This is a genomic window from Streptomyces sp. NPDC002669 (genome assembly GCF_042889165.1).
Classification (GTDB): domain Bacteria; phylum Actinomycetota; class Actinomycetes; order Streptomycetales; family Streptomycetaceae; genus Streptomyces.
On record NZ_JBIAQQ010000015.1, the window covers coordinates 49,645 to 68,659 of the forward strand.

At 72.7% G+C, this 19,015-nt stretch carries 9 protein-coding genes; 2 read left to right on the plus strand and 7 right to left on the minus strand.

The window, feature by feature from the left end; translation table 11 throughout:
• Window positions 1–22: 22 nt before the first annotated feature.
• Window positions 23–1,249, minus strand: coding sequence for a cytidylyltransferase domain-containing protein (locus ACFYW1_RS22310; RefSeq protein ID WP_388995732.1), 1,227 nt, complete (start codon window positions 1,247–1,249; stop codon window positions 23–25).
• Window positions 1,250–1,302: 53 nt separating this feature from the next.
• Entirely contained in the window at window positions 1,303–2,652 is a 1,350-nt protein-coding gene (locus ACFYW1_RS22315) for a DUF6716 putative glycosyltransferase (RefSeq protein ID WP_388995735.1), read from the minus strand.
• A 208-nt stretch (window positions 2,653–2,860) separates the two neighbouring features.
• On the opposite strand from ACFYW1_RS22315, the gene ACFYW1_RS22320 reads away from it, so the two are divergent.
• Both ACFYW1_RS22320 and ACFYW1_RS22325 read left to right on the plus strand, forming a co-directional pair.
• Window positions 2,861–3,841 carry a glycosyltransferase family 2 protein gene (locus ACFYW1_RS22320; RefSeq protein ID WP_388995738.1) on the plus strand — a complete coding sequence of 327 codons (981 nt, stop codon included), beginning with the start codon at window positions 2,861–2,863 and terminating at the stop codon, window positions 3,839–3,841.
• Window positions 3,838–5,154, plus strand: coding sequence for a polysialyltransferase family glycosyltransferase (locus ACFYW1_RS22325; RefSeq protein WP_388995741.1), 1,317 nt, complete (start codon window positions 3,838–3,840; stop codon window positions 5,152–5,154). Before ACFYW1_RS22320 ends, ACFYW1_RS22325 begins: the two co-directional genes overlap by 4 nt.
• 38 nt (window positions 5,155–5,192) lie before the next feature.
• Here the strand turns inward: ACFYW1_RS22325 and ACFYW1_RS22330 are convergent, their stop codons facing one another.
• From ACFYW1_RS22330 to ACFYW1_RS22350, 5 genes are all read right to left on the minus strand, one after another.
• Window positions 5,193–6,311: an acyltransferase gene (locus tag ACFYW1_RS22330; protein ID WP_388995744.1), complete on the minus strand. Its 1,119-nt coding sequence runs from the start codon at window positions 6,309–6,311 to the stop codon at window positions 5,193–5,195.
• Window positions 6,308–7,651, minus strand: coding sequence for a polysialyltransferase family glycosyltransferase (locus ACFYW1_RS22335; protein ID WP_388995746.1), 1,344 nt, complete (start codon window positions 7,649–7,651; stop codon window positions 6,308–6,310). The genes ACFYW1_RS22330 and ACFYW1_RS22335 overlap by 4 nt, the downstream gene beginning before the upstream one ends.
• 2 nt (window positions 7,652–7,653) lie before the next feature.
• A complete protein-coding gene (locus ACFYW1_RS22340; RefSeq protein ID WP_388995749.1) occupies window positions 7,654–8,619 on the minus strand; it encodes a glycosyltransferase family 2 protein in 966 nt (321 codons plus the stop codon).
• A 149-nt stretch (window positions 8,620–8,768) separates the two neighbouring features.
• Window positions 8,769–9,110 (minus strand): hypothetical protein, encoded by a 342-nt coding sequence (locus tag ACFYW1_RS22345; protein ID WP_388995752.1) that lies wholly within the window; start codon window positions 9,108–9,110, stop codon window positions 8,769–8,771.
• A 1-nt stretch (window position 9,111) separates the two neighbouring features.
• Window positions 9,112–18,831, minus strand: coding sequence for a LamG-like jellyroll fold domain-containing protein (locus ACFYW1_RS22350; RefSeq protein WP_388995755.1), 9,720 nt, complete (start codon window positions 18,829–18,831; stop codon window positions 9,112–9,114).
• Window positions 18,832–19,015: the final 184 nt, after the last annotated feature.

The following is a 19,015-nucleotide window of genomic DNA, read 5'->3' on the forward strand; positions in this document are numbered from 1 at the left end:
TGGCGGGCTTGGGGACCCGGGATCACTTGGGGGACTTGGCGGTGGTCGTGAGGGTGGGGCCGAGCAGCCAGGCCGCGATCTCGCGGATGGCGCCGAAGCCGCCGGGGACGGTCGTGACGGCGCGTGCGGCCGCCCGTACCGAGTCGTGGGCGCTCGCGACGGCGACGGGCCAGCCGGCGAGCGCGAAGCAGGGCAGGTCGTTGACGTCGTTGCCGACGTAGAGGACTCGTTCGGGGGCGATGGACTGCTCGTCGCACCACTGCTTGAGCGCGAGGTCCTTGCGGTCGATGCCGTGCAGGACCGGGATGCGGAGCTTGTGGGCGCGGGCCGCGACGACCGGGTTCTGCTCGGTGGACAGGATCAGCAGCGGCAGCCCGGCCCTGCGCAGCGCGGCGATGCCGAGGCCGTCGCCGCGGTGGACGGCGACGATCTCGCGTCCGTCGGCGTCGATGAGGACCCGGTCGTCGGTCTGGGTGCCGTCGAAGTCCAGCACGACGGCGTCGATGTCGTCGAGGGTGGGCAGCGGCGACGGGTCGAGCAGCGGGGCGAGGGCGCGGGCGCGGGCCAGATCGTGCGGGTCGTCGACCTCCAGCACCCGTGCGGCGTCGGTGCGCACCAGTGCGGTGTGGCCGAAGAAGCGGTGGCGGTGGGTGCGGAAGCCCTCGACGTCCATGGCGTACGCGGTGCCGGTTTCGAGGAGGTCCTCGGGGCGGTCCTGGCGCATCTGGCGTACGGACTTGTCGTGGTTGACGCCGTGGTTGCCCTCCTCGGTCGCGCTGCCGTCGCGCCAGAGGAAGCCGTGGAAGGGGGCGACCGTGACCGCGGTGTCGGCGCCGTCGCGGGCGACCGCGGCGGCGACGCCGTCGATGTCCTCCCGTACGACGAAGGGGCTGGTGCACTGGACGAGCAGCACCACGTCGGCCTTCCGGTCGCGCATCGCCTCGTACGCGTCCAGGGCGTGCAGCACCGCGTCCTCGCTGCTGGATCTGTCCCCGGCGATGGCCGCGGGGCGCTGGACGATGTGCAGCCGCTCGGGGGTGCCCGTGGTGTCGCCCGCGGCGCGGGCCGCGTCGGCGATGGCCGCGTCGTCGGTCGTCACGACGACGTCGGTGACCTCGTGGGAGGCCAGGCAGGCGCGTACGGCGCGGGCGACCAGCGGTACGCCGCCGACCTGGGCGAGGTTCTTGGCCGGTACGCCCTTGGATCCGCCGCGGGCGGGGATCACGGCGAGCACGGTGGGCGGCGTCATCGCTGCTCCTGGGGTCGAGGTCGGGGTCGAATGGGAAGTCGGGGCCGACGGGGTCACAGCTCGCCCATCCGCCGGATGACGGGGGCGACCCGCTGGACGCCCTGCCGGTACGCTCCGCGCGCCGCCTCCCGGACCGCCTCGCGGACCGCGCCGCGCACCCCGCCCGTCTCGCGCGGCCGTTCGGCGCCCGGCAGCGGGTGGCCGTCGGGGGCGAGGTGGTGGCGGGCGAGGATGCCGGGGAGGTAGCCGGGCGCGGTGGCCGGGGTGTAGTAGGGGGCGAGGTCGGGCAGCCGGGGCGCGGCGAGCAGCGCGTCGACGCGGGCGCGGGCGTGGTCGTAGGCGGTGGCGTACGTGCCGTCGGCGGCGACGCCCTGGCCGGCCAGCCACTGCGGGTCGGGCTCGGGGCGCAGGCCGCCGTCGAGGTGGTCCCAGGAGGTGAGCAGTCCGGAGCCGATGAAGTGGTGGTTGCCGAGGGTCTCGCGGACGCCGAGGTCGGTGAGGACGGCGGTCGGGATGCGCCGGTGCAGGGACTCCAGGGCGGCGGTCGAGGAGACCGTGACCAGCAGGTCGGTGCGGTCCAGGACCTCGCCCATGTTCCCGTACGCCAGGCGGAAGTTGGGCGGTGTCCCGCCGGGCAGCTTCTCGGCGAGCCGCTGGTACGGGAGTTCCTCGATGTGCGTGGTGTGCTCGCCGGGCTTGGAGCGCAGCTTCAGCACCACCTCGCGACCGGGGTGCAGCCGGGCGTGCTCGACGAGCCTGCGCAGCAGGTACGTGCGGTCGGCGCGGGAGGCCGGCACGGACGGCTGGGCGGCGAAGACGACGGTGTCGCGGCCCTCCTGCGGGCAGTGCGGTTCGCCGCCGAGGAACGGCAGGGCGGCCTCCGTGACGGCCGAGGCGTCGGCGCCCACCCCCTCGTACACCGCGCGGAAACGCTCCGCGTCGTGGCGGGAGTTGGCGAGGACGATGTCCGCGCCGTGCCGCAGCAGCAGTCCGTCGGCGAGCTTCTCGTAGACGACGCCGACGTAGCCGGTGACGACGACGGGCCGGGTCGGCAGCCGCAGCGCGGCGAGGCCGTGCAGCATGGCCTGGACGCCGCCGCCGACGAGGGCGAGGACGACCACGTCGTACCCCTCGTCGCGCACCGCGTGCAGGAACTCGACGGCCGTCACCTCGCGCACCCGGTCGGGTCCGATGCCGACGTCGCCGACCTCGGCGAGCTGGCGCGGGGTCGGGGTGGCCCGGCCGCGCAGCAGCAGTCCGCTGATCTCGACGCGCTGCGCCGGCGCACCGGACGCACCGGCGGTGAGGCGGCGCGCGGTGAGCGCGCCCCATTTCCACCGGGTGTCGGAGTCGGCGAGCACGGCTACCCGGAGGGCGGTCGTCTTTTCGGTACGTGGGGGCACGTCCCAGAACTTAGGAAGCCATTTCGATTCGCGGCCCAACGCGACGGCAACAGCTGGTTAACAGCCCGTCGACGATTGGCCAATCGGCCCGGTTCACGTCCCGAAGAACCCGTGCATTCACGTCGGTTCACCATTTCCGCATGTGCCGTTCACCCGCAGTACTTCTCCGGGACAAGGCAAATGCCGAAACCGCCCTTAGCGTGACCGAGTGGTTAAGCTCTCCGTCATCGTGCCGTTCTACAACGTGCGGACATATGCCCCCGACACCCTTCGAAGTCTGCGCGCCAACGCGCGCGAGGACTTCGAGTTCGTCCTCGTCGACGACGCCTCGACCGACGGGACCGCGGACGTCCTGCTCCGGGCGCGGGACGAGATCCCCGGGGTGGTGCTGCGGCGGCACGAACAGAACCGGGGGCTGGCGACCGCCCGCAACACCGGCCTCGACGCGGCGGCCGGCCAGTACGTCACGTTCCTCGACGGGGACGACTGGCTGGCCCCCGGGTACTGCGCCCAACTCGTCGCCGCCATGGACAGGTTGGGGTGCGACTTCCTGCGGACCGACCACGTGCGGTGCCACGGCAGGTCGCGCACCGCGGCCCGGGTGCCGCACGGTCTGCGCGACGTGCCGATGAACCCGCGCGAGGCGATCCTCCCGGTCGGGCGCACCACGTCCGTCGACTATCCGTACGCCTGGGCCGGTGTCTACCACCGCCGTCTGGTCGAGCGCGGGCTGATCCGTTTCACGGACGGGCTGCGCACCGCCGAGGACCGGCCGTGGATCTGGCGGCTGCACCGGGAGGCGGAATCCTTCGCCGCGGTCGGCCTGCTCGGGGTTTTCTACCGGCGCGGGGTTTCCTCTTCGTTGACCCAGATCGGCGACCTCCGGCAGCTCGATTTCATTCGCGCGTTCGACCAGGTACTCGACGAGACCGCGCGGGATCCGGAGGCCGACGCGCTGCTGCCGAAAGCAGTGCGCACCTATTGCGCATTGATCTCCCACCATTTGGCAACCATTTCGAAATTCGAGCCGGCCGTGGCCCGCGGTCTTCTCGACAGGGGCGCGGCAGCGCTGCACCGCATGCCGCAGGACATTCTGAAAGAGACGATCGACGCCATGGACGCCGACAGGTCCGCCCGGCTGCGACGGCTGCGCCGCCGTCCCTTCACCGCCGCGAGGGCCGCCGCATGACCACTCAGATCCTCTGCGCGTCCACCCTCTACGGCGCGGCCACCCTGGCCGCGGCCGTCGACACGGGTCTCGTCCGGCCCGCGGACCGGCGCATCCTGCTGATCAGCAACAACGCCGCCGTGCCCGAGGTCGCGACGCCGCTCGACGCGATGCCGGGCTTCGGGGCGATCCGGGACCGGTTCGACGAGGTGCTCTCCTGGAACGCGGCGATCGAGCCGTTCCACCCGTCGGGCTGGTCGCCGCGGGCCGAGGACGTACCGCTGTGGGAGCGTCATCTGCGCAGGCTGTGGGAACTGGGCGACGACGACGTGGAGTTCGCCGTCGAGTCCATCCAGGTCAACCCGGCCCTCGCGGTCACCGGGATCTTCACGGGCGCGGCCGTGGACGTGTACGCGGACGGGCTGATGAGCTACGGGCCCACCCGGATCAAGCTCGATCCGCTGCTCGGCACGCGGGTGCGCCGGGTCCTCCACCTCGATCTGGTGCCGGGGCTGAAGCCCCTGCTGCTCACGGAGTTCGGCGTCGGGGCGGAGACCGTTCCCGACGACGCCTTCCGCGCGGTCCTCGAACAGATCGGGGCGCGCACGCCCGCGCCGGAGCTCCCGTACGACCGTCCGGCGCTCCTGCTCGGCCAGTACCTCTCGGCGCTGGACATCCTCACCGCCGGGGAGGAGGAGGAACTGCATCTGCGCATGCTGCGCGGGACCGCCGCGCGCGGGCACCGCCAGATCGTCTTCAAGCCCCATCCGACGGCGCCCGCCCGCTGGTCCCGGCTGCTGGAGGCCGAGGCCGCCCGGCTCGGTGTGGAGTTCACCGTGCTCGACGCGCCGGTGCTCGCGGAGACGCTGTACGAGCGGCTGCGGCCGGTGCTCGTCGTGGGCTGCTTCTCCACCGCGCTGTTCACGGCGCGGCAGCTGTACGGTCTGGACACCGCCCGTACCGGTACGGGGATGCTGCTGGAGCGGCTGACGCCGTATCAGAACAGCAACCGGGTTCCGGCGGTCCTGGCCCACGTCCTGCTGCCCGAGCTGGAGACGGGGCGCACCCGGACGCCGGGCGACACGGGCCGGCTGGTGGCGGCGATCGGGTTCACGATGCAGCCGCGGATCCACCCGGGGCTGCGGCCGGCCGCCACCGCGTACCTCGCGGACGGCGTCACGCCGGACGAGCAGCGGCTGTTCCCCCGGCGCAGGCTCACGGTGCTCGGGCTCCCCGGCGGTCTGCCCGGCCGGCTCGCCGCCCTCTCCCGCAGACCGGAGGTGCGGCGGGCGGCCCGGAAGGCGCGTCGGCTGGGACGGGCCGTACTGCGCTGAACCGGGCCCCGGGCGGGTCCGCCCGCCCGGGGCCCGGTTCAGCCGAGCACCCTGCTCAGCCCCAGCCGCCCCCACAGCAGCGCCGCGCCGAACGACAGCAGCGTGGTCGCCGCCGTCACCGCGACCATCAGCGCGGCGGCCGACGGCAGGGACGGGCCGGGGGAGACGAACAGGTCCGTGAGCACGCCGAGGACCAGGACGTGGACCAGGTAGGCGCCGAACGACGCGTCGGCCAGCCGGGTCAGGCGGGGGCGCAGCCCCTCGGGGATCCGCAGCCGGTGCAGGGAGAGCAGCACCCCCGCGCCGAACAGGGCCACCAGCACATTGGCGTACGGGATCGCGTAGTGGACCCGGTACTGGTGGCCGATCACCGCGGCCAGTGCCACCAGTGCCACCAGGGTCCACAGCAGCCGTTTCCGGCCGGTGGCGCCGGCGGCCCCGGCGGGCAGCGCGAGCAGGAACGCGCCCAGCACCGCGTAGATCAGCTGGTACGGGCCGAAACCCCAGCCGAAGCGCGGCAGTTCGGTCCCGGTGAGCCGGGAGAGGTCGCCGAAGAGGGACGGTGCCGCCGCCAGGACCAGGAGCGCCGCGCCCAGCCCCCACGGCCGCCGGCCCGACCGCACCAGCACCACGAAGGCCAGGACCATGACCACGGGGACGTAGGCGTACAGGTACCAGAGGTGGTAGGCGGGGCGCACCGAGGCGAAGAGCGAGTCGAACGCCAGGTCGCCGACCGGGTCGTCGTTGGTGCCGCGCAGTCGCCCCCATGCCAGGTGGAGGGCGGTCCACACGGCGAGCGGCAGCACGATGCGCACGATGCGCCGCCGCAGTTGCGCGCCGTCCTTCGGCGGGGCGCCGACCAGGACGACCCACCCGGCGATGGCGAAGAACAGCGGCACGGCGAACCGCCCGGCCGAGTCCGCCACCAGCCCCGCCCAGTAGGTGCCCGCTCCGCCCGAGGGCTCGCGGCCGACGGCGTTCACGAACGCGGAGCCCGTGTGGCAGAGGATCACGCCGACCGAGCAGAGCAGCCTGATCAGGTCGATGTCGTGGCGGTGCTCGCGGGACGGGCGCCCGCCCCGCGGGCCCGCCGCCGGTACGGACGGCACGGGCGGTACGGGCGAGGAGGCCGGCGGGACCGGCGGGGAGGCCGTCACACCCGCAGGGTGCTGCGGGTGCGCCGTACCGTGCTGCGCAGCCGGGCCGCCGCGCCCGGGGTGCTGCCGCCGGGCAGGGAGAGCTTGCCGAGCCGCCGGCGCTTGAAGTAGTGCCGGGTGCTGTCGTCCAGCCGTTCCCGCAGCCAGCTCTCCGCCTCGTCGCGCAGTTCCGGGTGGAGTTCGGACTGCATGCAGTAGCCGACCGTGCGGACCAGCGGTCCCAGGGTCGCGGGCGCGGCGGCGGGCAGGACGGGCACCTCCCCGCCGCCGTGCCGTTCCAGGTCGGGCAGGTAGTGGTCGACGATCGTCAGCGGGACGCGGTTGCTGTTCTCGTACGGGGCGATGCGGTCCAGGACCAGGCCGGTGCCGACGCGGGCGACCGGGATGCCGTAGTACACGGCGGCGGTGAGCATGGCGGTCGAGAAGCAGCCGACGACGAGCGTGGGCGAGCACCGCTCGAAGAGGGTCTCCGCCAGCAGGGGCGTGTCCGTCGTGACGAGCCGGACCCCGGCCTCGGCCGCGGCCCGATCCAGGGCGTCGGAGTAGCGGACGGGGGCGGTGGGGTGCGGTTTGAAGAGGACAGCGGTGTGACCGGCCCGGGCGGCCCCGTGCAGCATGCGGATGTGCAGGGCCTCCTCCTCCTCGACGGTCAGGATGTCGAGGGCGGCCAGGTACTGGCCCAGGAGCACTGCGGTGGGGGCCTGCGCGACCGCCTCGGCGAGCTGCCGGTCGCCGTCCGCCGACGCGGCGATCTCGCCCAGGACCTTGCGGAAGGCGTCCTCCGGCACCAGTTCGGTCGCCACGTCGAACTCGGACAGGAGCATGGGCTTCAGACCGGGCACCAGGTCGAGGTGGAGCACCCGCCGGACCCGGCAGCCCATCGACTGGGGCAGCCTGGTGCGGGTGGGGCCGTAGCTCATGAGGCCGTCCGCGTAGACGTGCAGGGCGCTCTCGGAGAAGATCGCCGCGAGGGCGCGGGCGGGGTCGACCTGGATGGACTCCAGGACCAGTTCGACGGGTTCCTCGCCCAGGTCCCAGGCGAGCCGCAGCGCGCGCTGCCACAGCACGACGTCGTCGGCGCGCGGCCCCCAGGCGCCGGGGTGGTAGGGGCGGATCGTCTCGTTCCAGCTGATGACGGAGTCGAAACGGACGGCGATGCGGTCGTAGCCGAGCAGCGCGTCCGGTCCTGCGGCGGTCTCCGGCACCGGGGCGTTGTTGCACACCAGCAGGATGCGGCGGCTGTCCGCCGGCGGTCCGAACTGGCCGGCGTCGAGGGCGGCGGCGAGGGTGGCGGCCCCGTACAGGGTCGAGACCTGGAAGATCTGGGTGCGGGTGGGCATGGTCAGGCGGCCTTCTGCTTGTCACGCAGGCGTCGGAGCAAGGTGCTGCGCCTGGTGTCCATCGTCGTCAGGATGTGGTCCAGCACGTGCGGGGGCATGCGGTGCAGCGCGGCGGCCGACTCCTGCCGCAGCCGGCGGGCCGTGGCGGCCTCGTACTCCCCCGCCTTCTCGGTGTGGAAGGCGATCAGCGCGCAGTAGGTGCGGACCGCCTTGGGCAGCAGGAGTTCCGCGTCCCGGTCCTGCTCCAGCTCCGCCAGCAGGGTGTCGTAGGCGGGGAAGAAGTCCAGTTGGCGGGCGTCCTTGATCTGGGTCAGCGAGGTGGTGACCCCGCGCCGGTAGAAGATCCCGTGGAGTCCCAGGACCGCGCAGGAACGGGCCCGCAGGTGCAGCCGCCAGGTCCACAGCCGGTCCTCGGCGGTGCGCAGCGCCGGGTCGAAGCGCATGTCCCCGTCCTCGAAGAGCCGCCGGTGGTAGAGGCCGGCCCAGACGAAGGGGTAGTCGACCATCGTCTCCATCCCCGGGTACGCGATGCCCTCCCGGGGGTCGGTCGCCCGGTCCCGGATCCGGGCCGGGGCGCGGCGCACCACCCGGGCGGTGCCCGTCGCCTGGACGTGGTCGTGGCGGACGAAGTCGACGCCCAGTTCCTCGGTGGCGCTCAGCAGCCGGTCCAGGTGCCCGGGGGCGTACCAGTCGTCGCCGTCGAGGAAGGTGAGGTACTCCCCGGCCGCCGCCTCGATGCCGCTGTTGCGGGCGGTGGCGATGCCGACGTTCACCTCGTGGCGGATGACCCGGGCCCGCGGGAGCCGCTCGGCCCAGCGGTCGATGACGGCCGGGGTCTCGTCCGTGGAGCAGTCGTCCACCAGCAGGAACTCCACGTCCCCGGCCGCGTTGCGGGCCAGGCTGCCCAGCGTGGTGTCGGCATACGGGGCGACATTGTGGAGCGGTACGACAACGGACAGTTTCGGCACGCCGGCCCTCGCCTTCGGTCTTGTGGCCGCCCAACGTATTGAGGGGCGCCGAGGACGGGGTGGCCGACGGGGCGACGGGTGGTGAACTCTGGACGACACCCGCGTGACGCGGTGCGGGGCCGGGGCCCCGCACCGCGTCCGGCGGTGTCTCAGCGGGGCAGCCGGTGCAGCAACCGCACGAGGTCGTCCGGGAACCCGGACAGGTGGGGCCGGGCGCAGTAGCTCACGGTGCCGGCCGCGGAGACCAGTTCCAGCGCCGAGTACCCGCCGTCCGACAGCATCCTCGCGCACATCCCCAGCGGAACCACGAAGTCCGCCTGGGCTCCGTCCGTCAGCGAATCGAGCAGCCCCGATTCCTCCGAGAGGACCAGCTCCACGATCGCGCCCAGGACTCCCGCCAGTTCGGGGACGTCCACGTCACGGGACAGTTCGGTCATGTCCTCGTACTCGGCGAAGCCGAACCGGTTGACCCGGAGGTGCTGCCTGCTCACATCAATCCCCTTCGAAGCCGATTCCCTGGTGCCGCAGTCTGGGCTGGCAGACCGTCGGGCACGGAGTGGCGGGTTTGCCGTGGGCGCCTCCGGGCGGTGAGTTCGGTCCCCTCACCTTCACCACTTCGAACGATCCCCCTCGGAGACCGGCCGCCCCCTCGGCCGCCTCGGCCTGGATGAGGCACATGGTCTCGGCGCATCCCGCATGGTAACGACCGCCCTCCGGCGTGAACTTCCGGACGAGGGAGTCCACCTCTCCCCCGGGAGCCGGCTTCAGGTCGTGGCCCGAGTGGCCGAAGTACGTCCGGCCCGACGGGGAGGTGTACTTGGCCGCGAAGAAGGGGCCGGTCTCCTTGTGGAAACCGGGGCGCAGGCTGTCGGCGTACTCCGCGAGGTCGCCGCAGTTGTGCACCAGGACCGGTGTGGCCCCCGCCGTGACGTAGTACGTGTGCGCCCGGCCGACGCTCAGGTTGTGGACCGCCGCCCGCTGGGTCCAGCCGCGGACCGCCGCCACCTGGACGCGGGTGCCGGAGCCGGTCCGCAGCCACTGGCCCGGCTTCAGTTCCCCGGCCTTGAGCCACTTGCGCAGGGACGGGACCCAGAAGGGGTGGCCGGCGGTCGCGGTCAGGGTGTCGGTGGCGGTGCCCTTCTCCCCGTCCGTGTCGAGGGTGAGGCGGACCAGTTCCTTTCGGCCCTCGCCCCTGATCGTGGCCGTGACCTCCTGGGTGGAGGTCCTGCCGGTGGTGGGGTCGGTGGCGCGGACCTCGTCGCCCGCCTCGACCCGTTCGATCGGTTTCCGGCTGCCGTCGGCCATCACCACCTCGGTGCCGGGCAGGAAGCTGTTGCCCATCAGGTCCGAGGCGAGCGTGGTGCAGGAGACCGCCGTCTCGACCCGGTCGACGGTTTCCTCGGCCTTCTCGGCCCCCTTGGCGATCCGGTCGGCGTACTTGGCGGCCTTCGTGGCCATCCGGCCCGCCTTGGCCGCGCGGACCACGCCCGCGCCCGCCCCGCCGAGGGCCGCGCCCGCGACCGTGGCGACGGCCCAGGCGCACGCCTCCATGTCCCCCCGGGTGACACAGTCCTTGATGTCGTTGAAGCCGGTGACCTCGCCGACGACGTTGCCGACCGTCTTCACACCGTCCCAGACGGCGCCCCAGTCGACGGAGTCGCGGACCGTCTCGACGACGGCCCCGACCTGTTCGACGACCGCCTCCCGGATGGCGTCCGTCACCTTCGCGACGTCCGCGATCACGTTCTTGGCCGCGCCGACGAGGATCGCCGGCAGGTTGGGATCGGCCGTCACCACCGCCTTGGCCACCGCCATGAGCGGCCGGGCCGCGGCCACGATGTCCGGTATCGGGTTGTGCTTGGCGACGAAGGCGGCCGCCTCCCGTGCCTTGCGGGTGACCGCGGCCCGGGTCTCGCGGTAGATCCGGCGGGCCTCGGCCGCCTTCTCCCGGGCCCATTGGGTGAAGCCGGTACTTCGCCCGATGCTCTTCGCCACCCGTACCCCGGCGTCGACGATCCGCTTGAGGCCGGACTTGCGGTAGATGTACTTCGCCACCCTGCCGACGTAGCCGAGGGCCTTCTTCAGTGCGGAGACGGGGTGGCGGACCGTGTGGGCGACCGCCCTGCCGATGCTCTTGGCGGTCTTGACGACGGCCCGGACGTACTTGTTCTTCTTGATCTTGTTGTACGCCTTCTTGCACCATCCGCAGCTGGGCCAGTGCCCGTCCGGGTCGGTGAAGTCCATCGGGGAACCGGCCCCGTAGGTGTACCGGTTCGCGAGGATCGAGGCGCCGGAGGCGTAGGTGTAGGAGTCCCTGGAGTCGAAGACGCCGGTGGCCGGGTCGTACCAGCGCGCCCCCATGTTCACCTGCTCGGTGTCGGGGTCGGTCCAGTCGCCCTGGTAGCCGGCGGAGCCCGCCGTGCCCGGCTGTGCGTCGCTCGGCGCGGACGCCCGGCCGAACGGGTCGTAGGCGGTGGATCCGGTCAGCGAGGTGGCCGCGCCGTCGGTGGCGGACAGGTCGCCGACCACGTCGCCGTGCTTGTCCGTGACCGTCATCCGGGCCGGGCCGTTGCCCTCGGCGGCCGAGAGCAGTTCGTCCGAGGCGCCCCTGCCGTAGGTGGAGTTGTTGTCCTTGACCGGGTCGGGGGACAGGCCCGCGTAGCGGAAGCCGGCCCCGTTGCGGGATGCCACCCGGTCCAGGGAGTCGTAGGTGTACTCGGTGCCGGACTCCCCCGCCCTCGTCAGCCGGTCGAAGGCGTCGAAGGTGAACTCCTCGGTCAGGCCGGAGGAGGTGCGGGAGGCCAGGGTGCCGCGCGGGGTGTGGTCGTAGGTGTACTCGCCGTCGGACAGCAGCCGGTTGCGTTCGTCGAAGGTGGCGGTCCTGTCGCCGTTCCTGACCCGGTTGCCGCTCTTGTCCCAGCCGTACTCGGTGGTGGTGCCGTTCTCCGTCCAGGAGGTGAGGCGGCCGGCGTGGTCGTAGCCGTAGCTGTTCTCCCCGGCCCGTGCGGTGCCGGTGGTCTTCTTGGAGGTGAGGTGGTCGTCGTTGTCGTAGCCGTAGTCGGTCGAGGCGATGGTGGCGCCGCCGCTGCTGCTGATCGTGTCGGTGTCGATCCGGCCCAGGGAGTCGTAGCCGAAGCTGCGTTTCTGCCCGGCGCCGTAGTCGATCTCCTCGACGGAGCCCGCCCCGTCGTAGCGGTAGGTGCGGGTGGCTCCGGTGAGCGGTTCGGTGGCGGAGGTCAGCTGCTGCCGGGCGTAGCCGAAGTTCGCCGTGCCGGCGGCGTCGGTGCGGGCGGTGAGCAGCCCGTCGGCGTCGTACTCGTACGTGGCGTCGCCGGACGGACCCTTCGCCTCGATCAGGGAGCCGCGGTCGTTGTACGCGTAGGTGTTGTCGCCGCCGGGGGCCGAGGCCCGGATCAGCCGGCCCGCCGTGTCGTAGCCGAAGTCCTTCGCCGCGGTGGCGGCCCCGGTGCCGCTGCCGGTCTCACGGGTGAGGAGTCCGGCCCGGTCGTAGGTGCGTTCGCGGACGACGCCGCCGGGGGCGGTGAGCTTCACGGCCTGGCCGGCCGCGTCGTACGCCGTGGTCCAGGTGCGGTCCCCGGGTGCGGGGTCGCGGTCGGTGGCCGGTTCGACGACCGATTCGGGCAGGCCGAGCGGGTTGACGGTGTAGATGGTGTCGTTGCCGCGGCCGTCGGTGTAGCGGGTGCGGTTGCCGAGGGCGTCGTAGCCGAAGGAGGTGGTGATCGACTCGGTGTCGGAGACGGGTTCGGTCTGGCCGGTCAGCCTGCCGAGCGCGTCGTAGGCGTAGCGGGTGGTGCGGCCCAGCGGGTCGGTGGAGGCGGTCAGGTTGCCGGCGGTGTCGTAGCCGTAGTCGACCGCGCGCAGCGGGCTGTTGTTCGCGTCGAGGTCGGAGTCGCGCACCAACTGGCCGAAGCCGTCGAAGAGTTTGGCGGAGGTGCGGCCCATGCCGTCGGTGTTGCGGACCTCGCGTCCGCTCATGTCGTAGCCGAACCGGGTGACCACCCCGCCCGGGTCGGTCATCCGGGTCAGCTGGCCCAGGGCGTCGTAGGTGTAGCGGCTGACGCCGCCGCCGGGGGCGGTCTGCTCGACCACGTTGCCCGCGTCGTCGTACGTGTTGCGGGTGGTGAACGCGCCGGGCACCGGCCTGCGTTCGATGCTGGTGGTGGTGACCGGCCGGTCGAGGTCGTCGTACGTGGTCTCGGCGCGGGCCCCGGTCGGGTCGGTGACGGTGAGGAGTTCGCCGGTGCGGGTGTAGGTGTACGTCCACCGGGCGCGTTCGTCGTCCTTGCCGACCGGTACGTCCTTGGCGACGAGCCGGTTCTGGCGGTCGTAGTGGAATTCGGTGGTGCGGCCGAGCGGGTCGGTGGAGGTCACCGTGTTGCCCAGGGCGTCGTGGCCGAGGGTGGTGGTCGGGGTGACGGTCCCGGTGGAGCCGGGGGCCCGGTAGCCGGGGGCGGTGACGGTGAGGGTGCGGCCCAGCCGGTCGTAGGTGGTGCGGTTGGTGTTGCCGAGGGCGTCGACGGACTCGGTGACCGCGCCGAAGGTGTCGTAGCCGGTGTAGGTGGTGGGGCGGGAGGTGACGGGGGCGGAGCCGCCGGACTCGGTGCGGACCTCGGGCGAGGTGGCGGAGATCGGCCGGCCGGCCTCGTCGTAGGCGTAGTCGGTGCGGTTGCCCGCCGGGTCGGTGCGGAAGGTGACCAGGCCGCGCTGGTCGTACCCGTAGAGCGTGGTGCGGCTCTCGGTGCCGTTCTGGACGGTCTCCTTCTCGGCGTTGCCCGCGTCGTCGTAGGTGTACCGGACGGTCTCGGGCGTGACGGAGGTGGGCCACGGCACGTTGGAGGGGGCGCCGCCGGAGGTGGTGGTCTCCACGTTGCCCGCGAGGTCGTAGGTGTACGTGGTGCGGCGGGCGAGTCCGCCCGGGTCGGTCACCTCGGACTTGGTGCGGCCGACGGCGTCGTAGGTGTACTCCGTGACGAGCTTGCCGTTGTCCGCCTTCTCGGTGAGGACGTTGCCGGCGCCGTCGTAGGTGCTGGATTCGACGACGACGTCCCGGCGGCTGCCGTCGGGGTCGTGGAAGCCCTTGAGGGTGAGGGACTTGAGCAGGTCGTCGCCGTAGTACTCGTAGACCAGGTCGCGGCCCATCGCGTCGGTGTTGCGGACGACCCGGCCGCCCATGTCGTACGCGTAGGACTGCACGACGGTGTACTCGGGGTCGCCGCCGTCGTCGTCCCAGTCGCGCAGCCGGACCTCGGCCACCATGTTGCGCGCGGTGTACACGTAGTCGAAGTGGTTGCCGTTCGCGTCCACCATCGACGTCCTGTTGCCGAGCGCGTCGTAGCCGTACACGGTCTCGCCGCCCTCGGCGTCGGTCACCGTCCCGGGGCGCCCGTTCCCGTCGTACGCGAAGGTCATCACGCGCGGGGCGTCGCCGCCGCGCAGGTCGGAGACCTCGGTGCGCACGGTGTTGCCGTCGGCGTCGTATTCGGTGGTGGTGCGCTGCTGGTGCGTGGCGAGGGTGACGACGTTGGTGGTGGCCGGTTCGGTGGTGGAGACCGGCCGGGACAGCTTGTCGTAGGCGAGGGTGACGGTGGCGCCGTCCGGCCGGGCGTCGGAGATCGCCTTCTCGGTGAGCTTGCGGCCGAGCGCGTCGTAGGTGAACTCGGTGACCAGGCCGGAGGGTTCGGTGACCCGGGCCAGGTCGCCGGAGTTGAAGTACTGGTAGCGGGTGACCTTGCCGCGCGGGTCGGTGGAGGTCAGCGGGAGCCCGGTGGGGGTGTTGCCGCCGTTGACCGCGGGTTCGGCGCCGGTGGTGTAGGTGTTCCTGACGGTGCCGCCGTCGGGGGCGGTCTGCTGGGTGAGCAGGCCCCGGGCGTCGTACTGGTACTGGGTGCGGAAGCGGGTGTCGGTGGGGCCGGAGGAACGGCCGTCCAGGGTCTGCGAGGGCTGGTCGGCGCGCAGGTCGAGGTCGCCGGACGGGGCCGGGTAGACGGTGTACGAGGTCTGGCAGTCGCCCTTGGCCCGGCAGGTGGTGCGGCTGGTGACGTTGCCCCGGTCGTCGTAGCCGAGGGTGACCTTGTCGCCGTTCTCGCTGGTGATGCCGGTCTGGAAGCCGTTGTCGTCGTACTCGAAGAGGCGGATGGCGACCCCGTCGGCGGGGTGCCGGATGAAGTCCGGTTCGCTGCCGCCGTCGCCGGGCGGGTTGGTGCAGAACGCCGGGTCGCCCGGGTCGGGTTCGGTGCAGACCTCCCCCGGCGGTTCGCTGCCGGAGGGGTCGGGCGAGGGACCGGGCTCGCGGGCGCCGAGCGCCATCGGCTCGCCGTGGCGCAGCAGCCGTGAGGTCAGGCCGTCGTACTCGTAGAAGTACGGCGAGTCGACCGGGTCGTGGACCTCGACGGTGCGGCGCAGGTCCTTGTCGTCGCCGAAGACGGCGGGGGTGCCGATCTTCCAGGTGCCGCCGTTGCGGTCGGTGTACTCCTCGACCCGGTCGCGGACGGTGTCGTAGCCGACCTCGGAGGCGATGCGGCCGGAGGGCAGGGTGGTGCGGGTCAGGACGTCGGCGGTCCTGGTCCCCTCACGGTAGTGCCCGGCGACGGCCGTGGCGCCCAGCGGGTGGTGGTAGACGGCGACGTCGTCGATGGTGCCCGCGAAGGAGCGGGCCCCGGCGCTGCCCCAGCCGGGCCAGGAGGCCGGGGTGGAGGCGTGGGCGGCGCCGATCTGGTTGTGGGTCAGGCCGCCGGCGAGGAGCTGTTTGCCGGTGAGGGTGCCGGAGAGCCTGCCGTCCAGGTACAGGCTCTGGGTGGAGCCGGACACGGAGAGCACGGCGTGGTGCCACTTGCCGTCGTTGACGTTCCTGGTGGTGTCGGTGATCGGGGCGACGGTGCCGGTCCAGAACTGACCGCGCAGCTTGCCGTCGTTGCCGACGTAGAGGGCGGGCACGCCCACGCCGGGCGCGGTGCCCCAGGTCTTGTCCTGGTAGCCGACGAGCGGGCCGCCGACGCCGGTGGCCGGGGTCTTGAACCAGACCTCGACGGCCGTGTCGCGGCTCTTCTTGAGGGTGCCCGGGGGCAGGGAGACGCGGGAGGTGGTGCCGTTGAACCCGGCCGCGGTGCCCGGGTCGCCCGCGATCGCGCCGGCCGCGCCCGGGGTGACGTCGGTGGCGGTGCCGCGGTCCTTGCCGAGGTTGGCCTCGACGGCGCTGTTCACCGCCGTGCCCTCGCTCTCGCCGAGCTTCCAGTAGGACTCGGGACGGGAGTCGAGCACGGTGCTGCCGTAGTGGCTGCCCGCCGTGTACGTGTAGCGGGTGCAGCCGCCGGCCGGGTCGCAGACCTGGTCGAGCAGATCGCCGGTGTAGGTGTACGTCCAGGTCAGCGGGGCGCCGTCGACCGGGTTGGTGGAGACGGCGGTGACGTGGGAGCCGGTCCAGGTGAAGGTGAGCCGACGGCCGCTGCGGGTGTGCGCGGCGCTCTGGATCTTCCCGCCGGACCAGGTGTACCCGACGGTGTTGGACGAGGCGTCGGTGATCTTCGTGAGCAGTCCGCCGGTCGAGAAGTCGTAGCTGGTGCCGGACTTGTCCTGGAGCCGGTAGGTGTTCGCGGTCGTGTCCAGGGTGAGCTTGGCGAACCGGCCGGGCGGCGGGGCGAAGGTGCCGTCGGGGTTCTTGCCGAAGCGGACGTCCTGCCCGTCGGGGTAGCGGACGACGACGTTGCCGCTGCCGTCGTCGTCGGGGGTGAGCCGCATGTCGTACCGGGTCGACCAGCCCGCGCCGAAGGCGAGGTCGCGGCGCGGGTCGAGGCTGTTGTACGTGCGGACCAGGGTCATGTCGGGGCCGACGGTGGTGAGCGAGGCATCGACGGCCGAGGCGGTGAAGTTGCCGACGTTCGGGTCGAACTCCTTGCCCGGCGTGCCGGACAGCCGCGAGGTGATCTCGGGCTGCGGGACGGCGGCGACCAGGGCGACCTGTGCGGTGGGCACCTCGTTGGAGGCGTCCTTGACGAAGCCCCGCCACAGGTAGGTGGTGCCCCACTTCAGCCGCCCGGCCGGGACGGGATGGGCGGACGAGGTCTGGTAGGCGGAGGTGGTGCAGCCGGTGGGCTTGCCGTCCTGGCCGGCCTCGCAGATCTCGTACTTGTACTGGAGGGCCGAGCCGGGCGGGGCGTCGATGTCCACCCCGGCCGCCCACAGCTGCGGGGTGAGGGTCTGGGCCTGGTAGCCGTTGGGCGGGAACTGCTCCTTGACCACCGGGGCGATGTCGAAGACCCGCAGGGTGAGTCGGCCGGGCGGGACCTGTTCGTCGGTGAAGACCTTGCCGCCGGTGCGGACCATGGTGAAGTCGAGCAGGTACGTGCCCGGCGGCAGGGCCTTGACGGTGGCGTCGAGGGTGGTTTTCGCCCCGTGGGCGACGTTCCCGGTGAGGTTGGCGGACCGCTGCTGGGTGACCAGCTTGCCCTTGGCGTCGTAGGCCCGGTACGCGAGGTAGTAGGTGGCCGGGGTCCAGGTCTCGGCGCCCGTGTTCGTCACCGCCACCTTGACCTTGCCCGCCTGGTTCTGCAGGACCGGCGGGTCGGGGACGGGCTTGGGGAAGGCGTACGCGGCGCCGTACGGGGAGTGGGTGACGAACAGCTTCGGCGGGTTGGCGGTGGAGTGGCCGGTGAGCTTCTTGAAGGAGAGCGTGTCGGTGGCCGAGGCGCGCAGCGACAGGCCGTGGTTGGGCCGGCTGCCGTCGGCCCAGCCCTGGACCAGGTCGCGGCCGCCCTTGCCGAGGTCGAAGAGTTCTCCGGCCGCGGGGCAGTCGGACCGGGAGGCGCCGAGGGCGACGTGCCCGTAGGCGAACGACCGGGAGGCCAGCGCCCCGCCGACCGACGGCCCCGGGTAGGCGGTGGAGGTGTTCGCGGTCCAGGACTGGGTGACCGGGTGCACGGAGACCGGGCGCGCCCGGCAGGAGGCGGAGTCGAAGTTCACGATCTGGAGCTGCGCGCCGAAGATCCGGTGGTTGCGCAGCCGTTCGTCGAGGCCGGGGAAGCCGAGGAAGGACTGGGTCGCCCCGGCGGGGCCGCGGCCGACCTGGAGTTCGTCGGCGCCGATCACGGAGGGGCCGCCGTCCCGGACGTACATGGAGGTGGACGCGGCGCCGGTGTCGACGGACGGGTCGACGCGGACGGGGAAGACCCGGTCCGGGTCGGTGAGCCAGCCGCGGTCGGCGGTCACCTTCAGGGCGGGGCGGCCGTCGCGGTCGACGAGGGCGTAGCGGACCGCGTACGAGGTGGCGCCCCGGGCGTCGGTCATGAACCCGGCCGGGATGACGGCCCTGGTGCGGCCGTCGGAGCCGGTGAGCACGACCGCGCCGTCCCGGACGGCGGCGTCCAGGCCGTCGAGCGCGAGCGGGAAGAGGTACTCGGCGGGGGCGGACGCGGAGTGCAGGACCAGGGTCTCCTTGACGCCGCCGGCCTGCGAGTCCAGCCACAGGTCGGTGTCGGGCAGGACCCGTTCGTAAGCGACCCGGGTGCCGTCCGCGCGGCCCGGCACGGCGGCGGCGCCGCTCAGCGCGTAGCCGAAGGACTCGCCGGAGGGGAGGGTGAGGGAGGCCAGGCGCGGGGCGTCGGCGCGGGCGGCCAGGGCGAGGCCGACGGAGTCGGCGGTGTTGGTCCAGCCGGACGCGCCGCCGTCGGCATCGCGGGCGGCGCGTCCGTCACCGCCGCTTCCGTTCCCGGCGCTTTTGCGGCCGGTCAGCTTCGCGTCGATCGGGCGCCAACCACCCTTGCCATCACGGTAGTTGATGGGAGTGGTGGAGATCTCGGTGGTGCGGGTGCCGTCCTGGTTCGCGTAGGTGCGGCTGCGCGCGTCGCGCTCGGCGACGATCTCCTCGCTGGTCGCGCGGTCGAATCCGGTGACCCGCCCGGCGGGCGGCGCGGTGACCTCGACGCTGTTGGGCCGGACCTCCGGCCGGGCCGGACGCGGGGGTTTCAGCGGGTACTTGGCCCGCAGCGACCTCGGCGGTTCGGTGTTGCCGGGGCCGCCCGCGGTGTGGCCGCGCCCTTCGGCGCTCCCCCAGCGCTGGCCGGGCCCCTCGGCCGCCCCGGGCCGCTCCGGGAACATCGGGAAGCCGGTCCCGGCCAGGGCCAGCGAGCCGATCGCCAGCGAGACGACGAGGGCCAGGCCGACGGCCCTGCCCCAGGGACCGCGTACCGCGCGGGGCATCCTCAGTCGTCGCGCGATTCTTCGGTACGCGGGCACGGCTCCCCCAAGTGCGTCGTGGAACGGACCGGTCGATGACGGACCAGTTGATGTTGAGGACCGTGGTGACGGTGTGTCGAGACGAGCACAGAGTGTTCATGTACCCGTCAACATCGAAGGCGCTTTCTTCACCCGGCCGATACCGCAC

Excerpts from the sequence above, each read along its gene's own strand:
- ACFYW1_RS22350 (WP_388995755.1), bottom strand. The coding sequence starts at position 18,831 with ATGCCCCGCGCGGTACGCGGTCCCTGGGGCAGGGCCGTCGGCCTGGCC.
- ACFYW1_RS22325 (WP_388995741.1), top strand. The coding sequence starts at position 3,838 with ATGACCACTCAGATCCTCTGCGCGTCCACCCTCTACGGCGCGGCCACC.
- ACFYW1_RS22335 (WP_388995746.1), bottom strand. The coding sequence starts at position 7,651 with ATGCCCACCCGCACCCAGATCTTCCAGGTCTCGACCCTGTACGGGGCC.
- ACFYW1_RS22310 (WP_388995732.1), bottom strand. The coding sequence starts at position 1,249 with ATGACGCCGCCCACCGTGCTCGCCGTGATCCCCGCCCGCGGCGGATCC.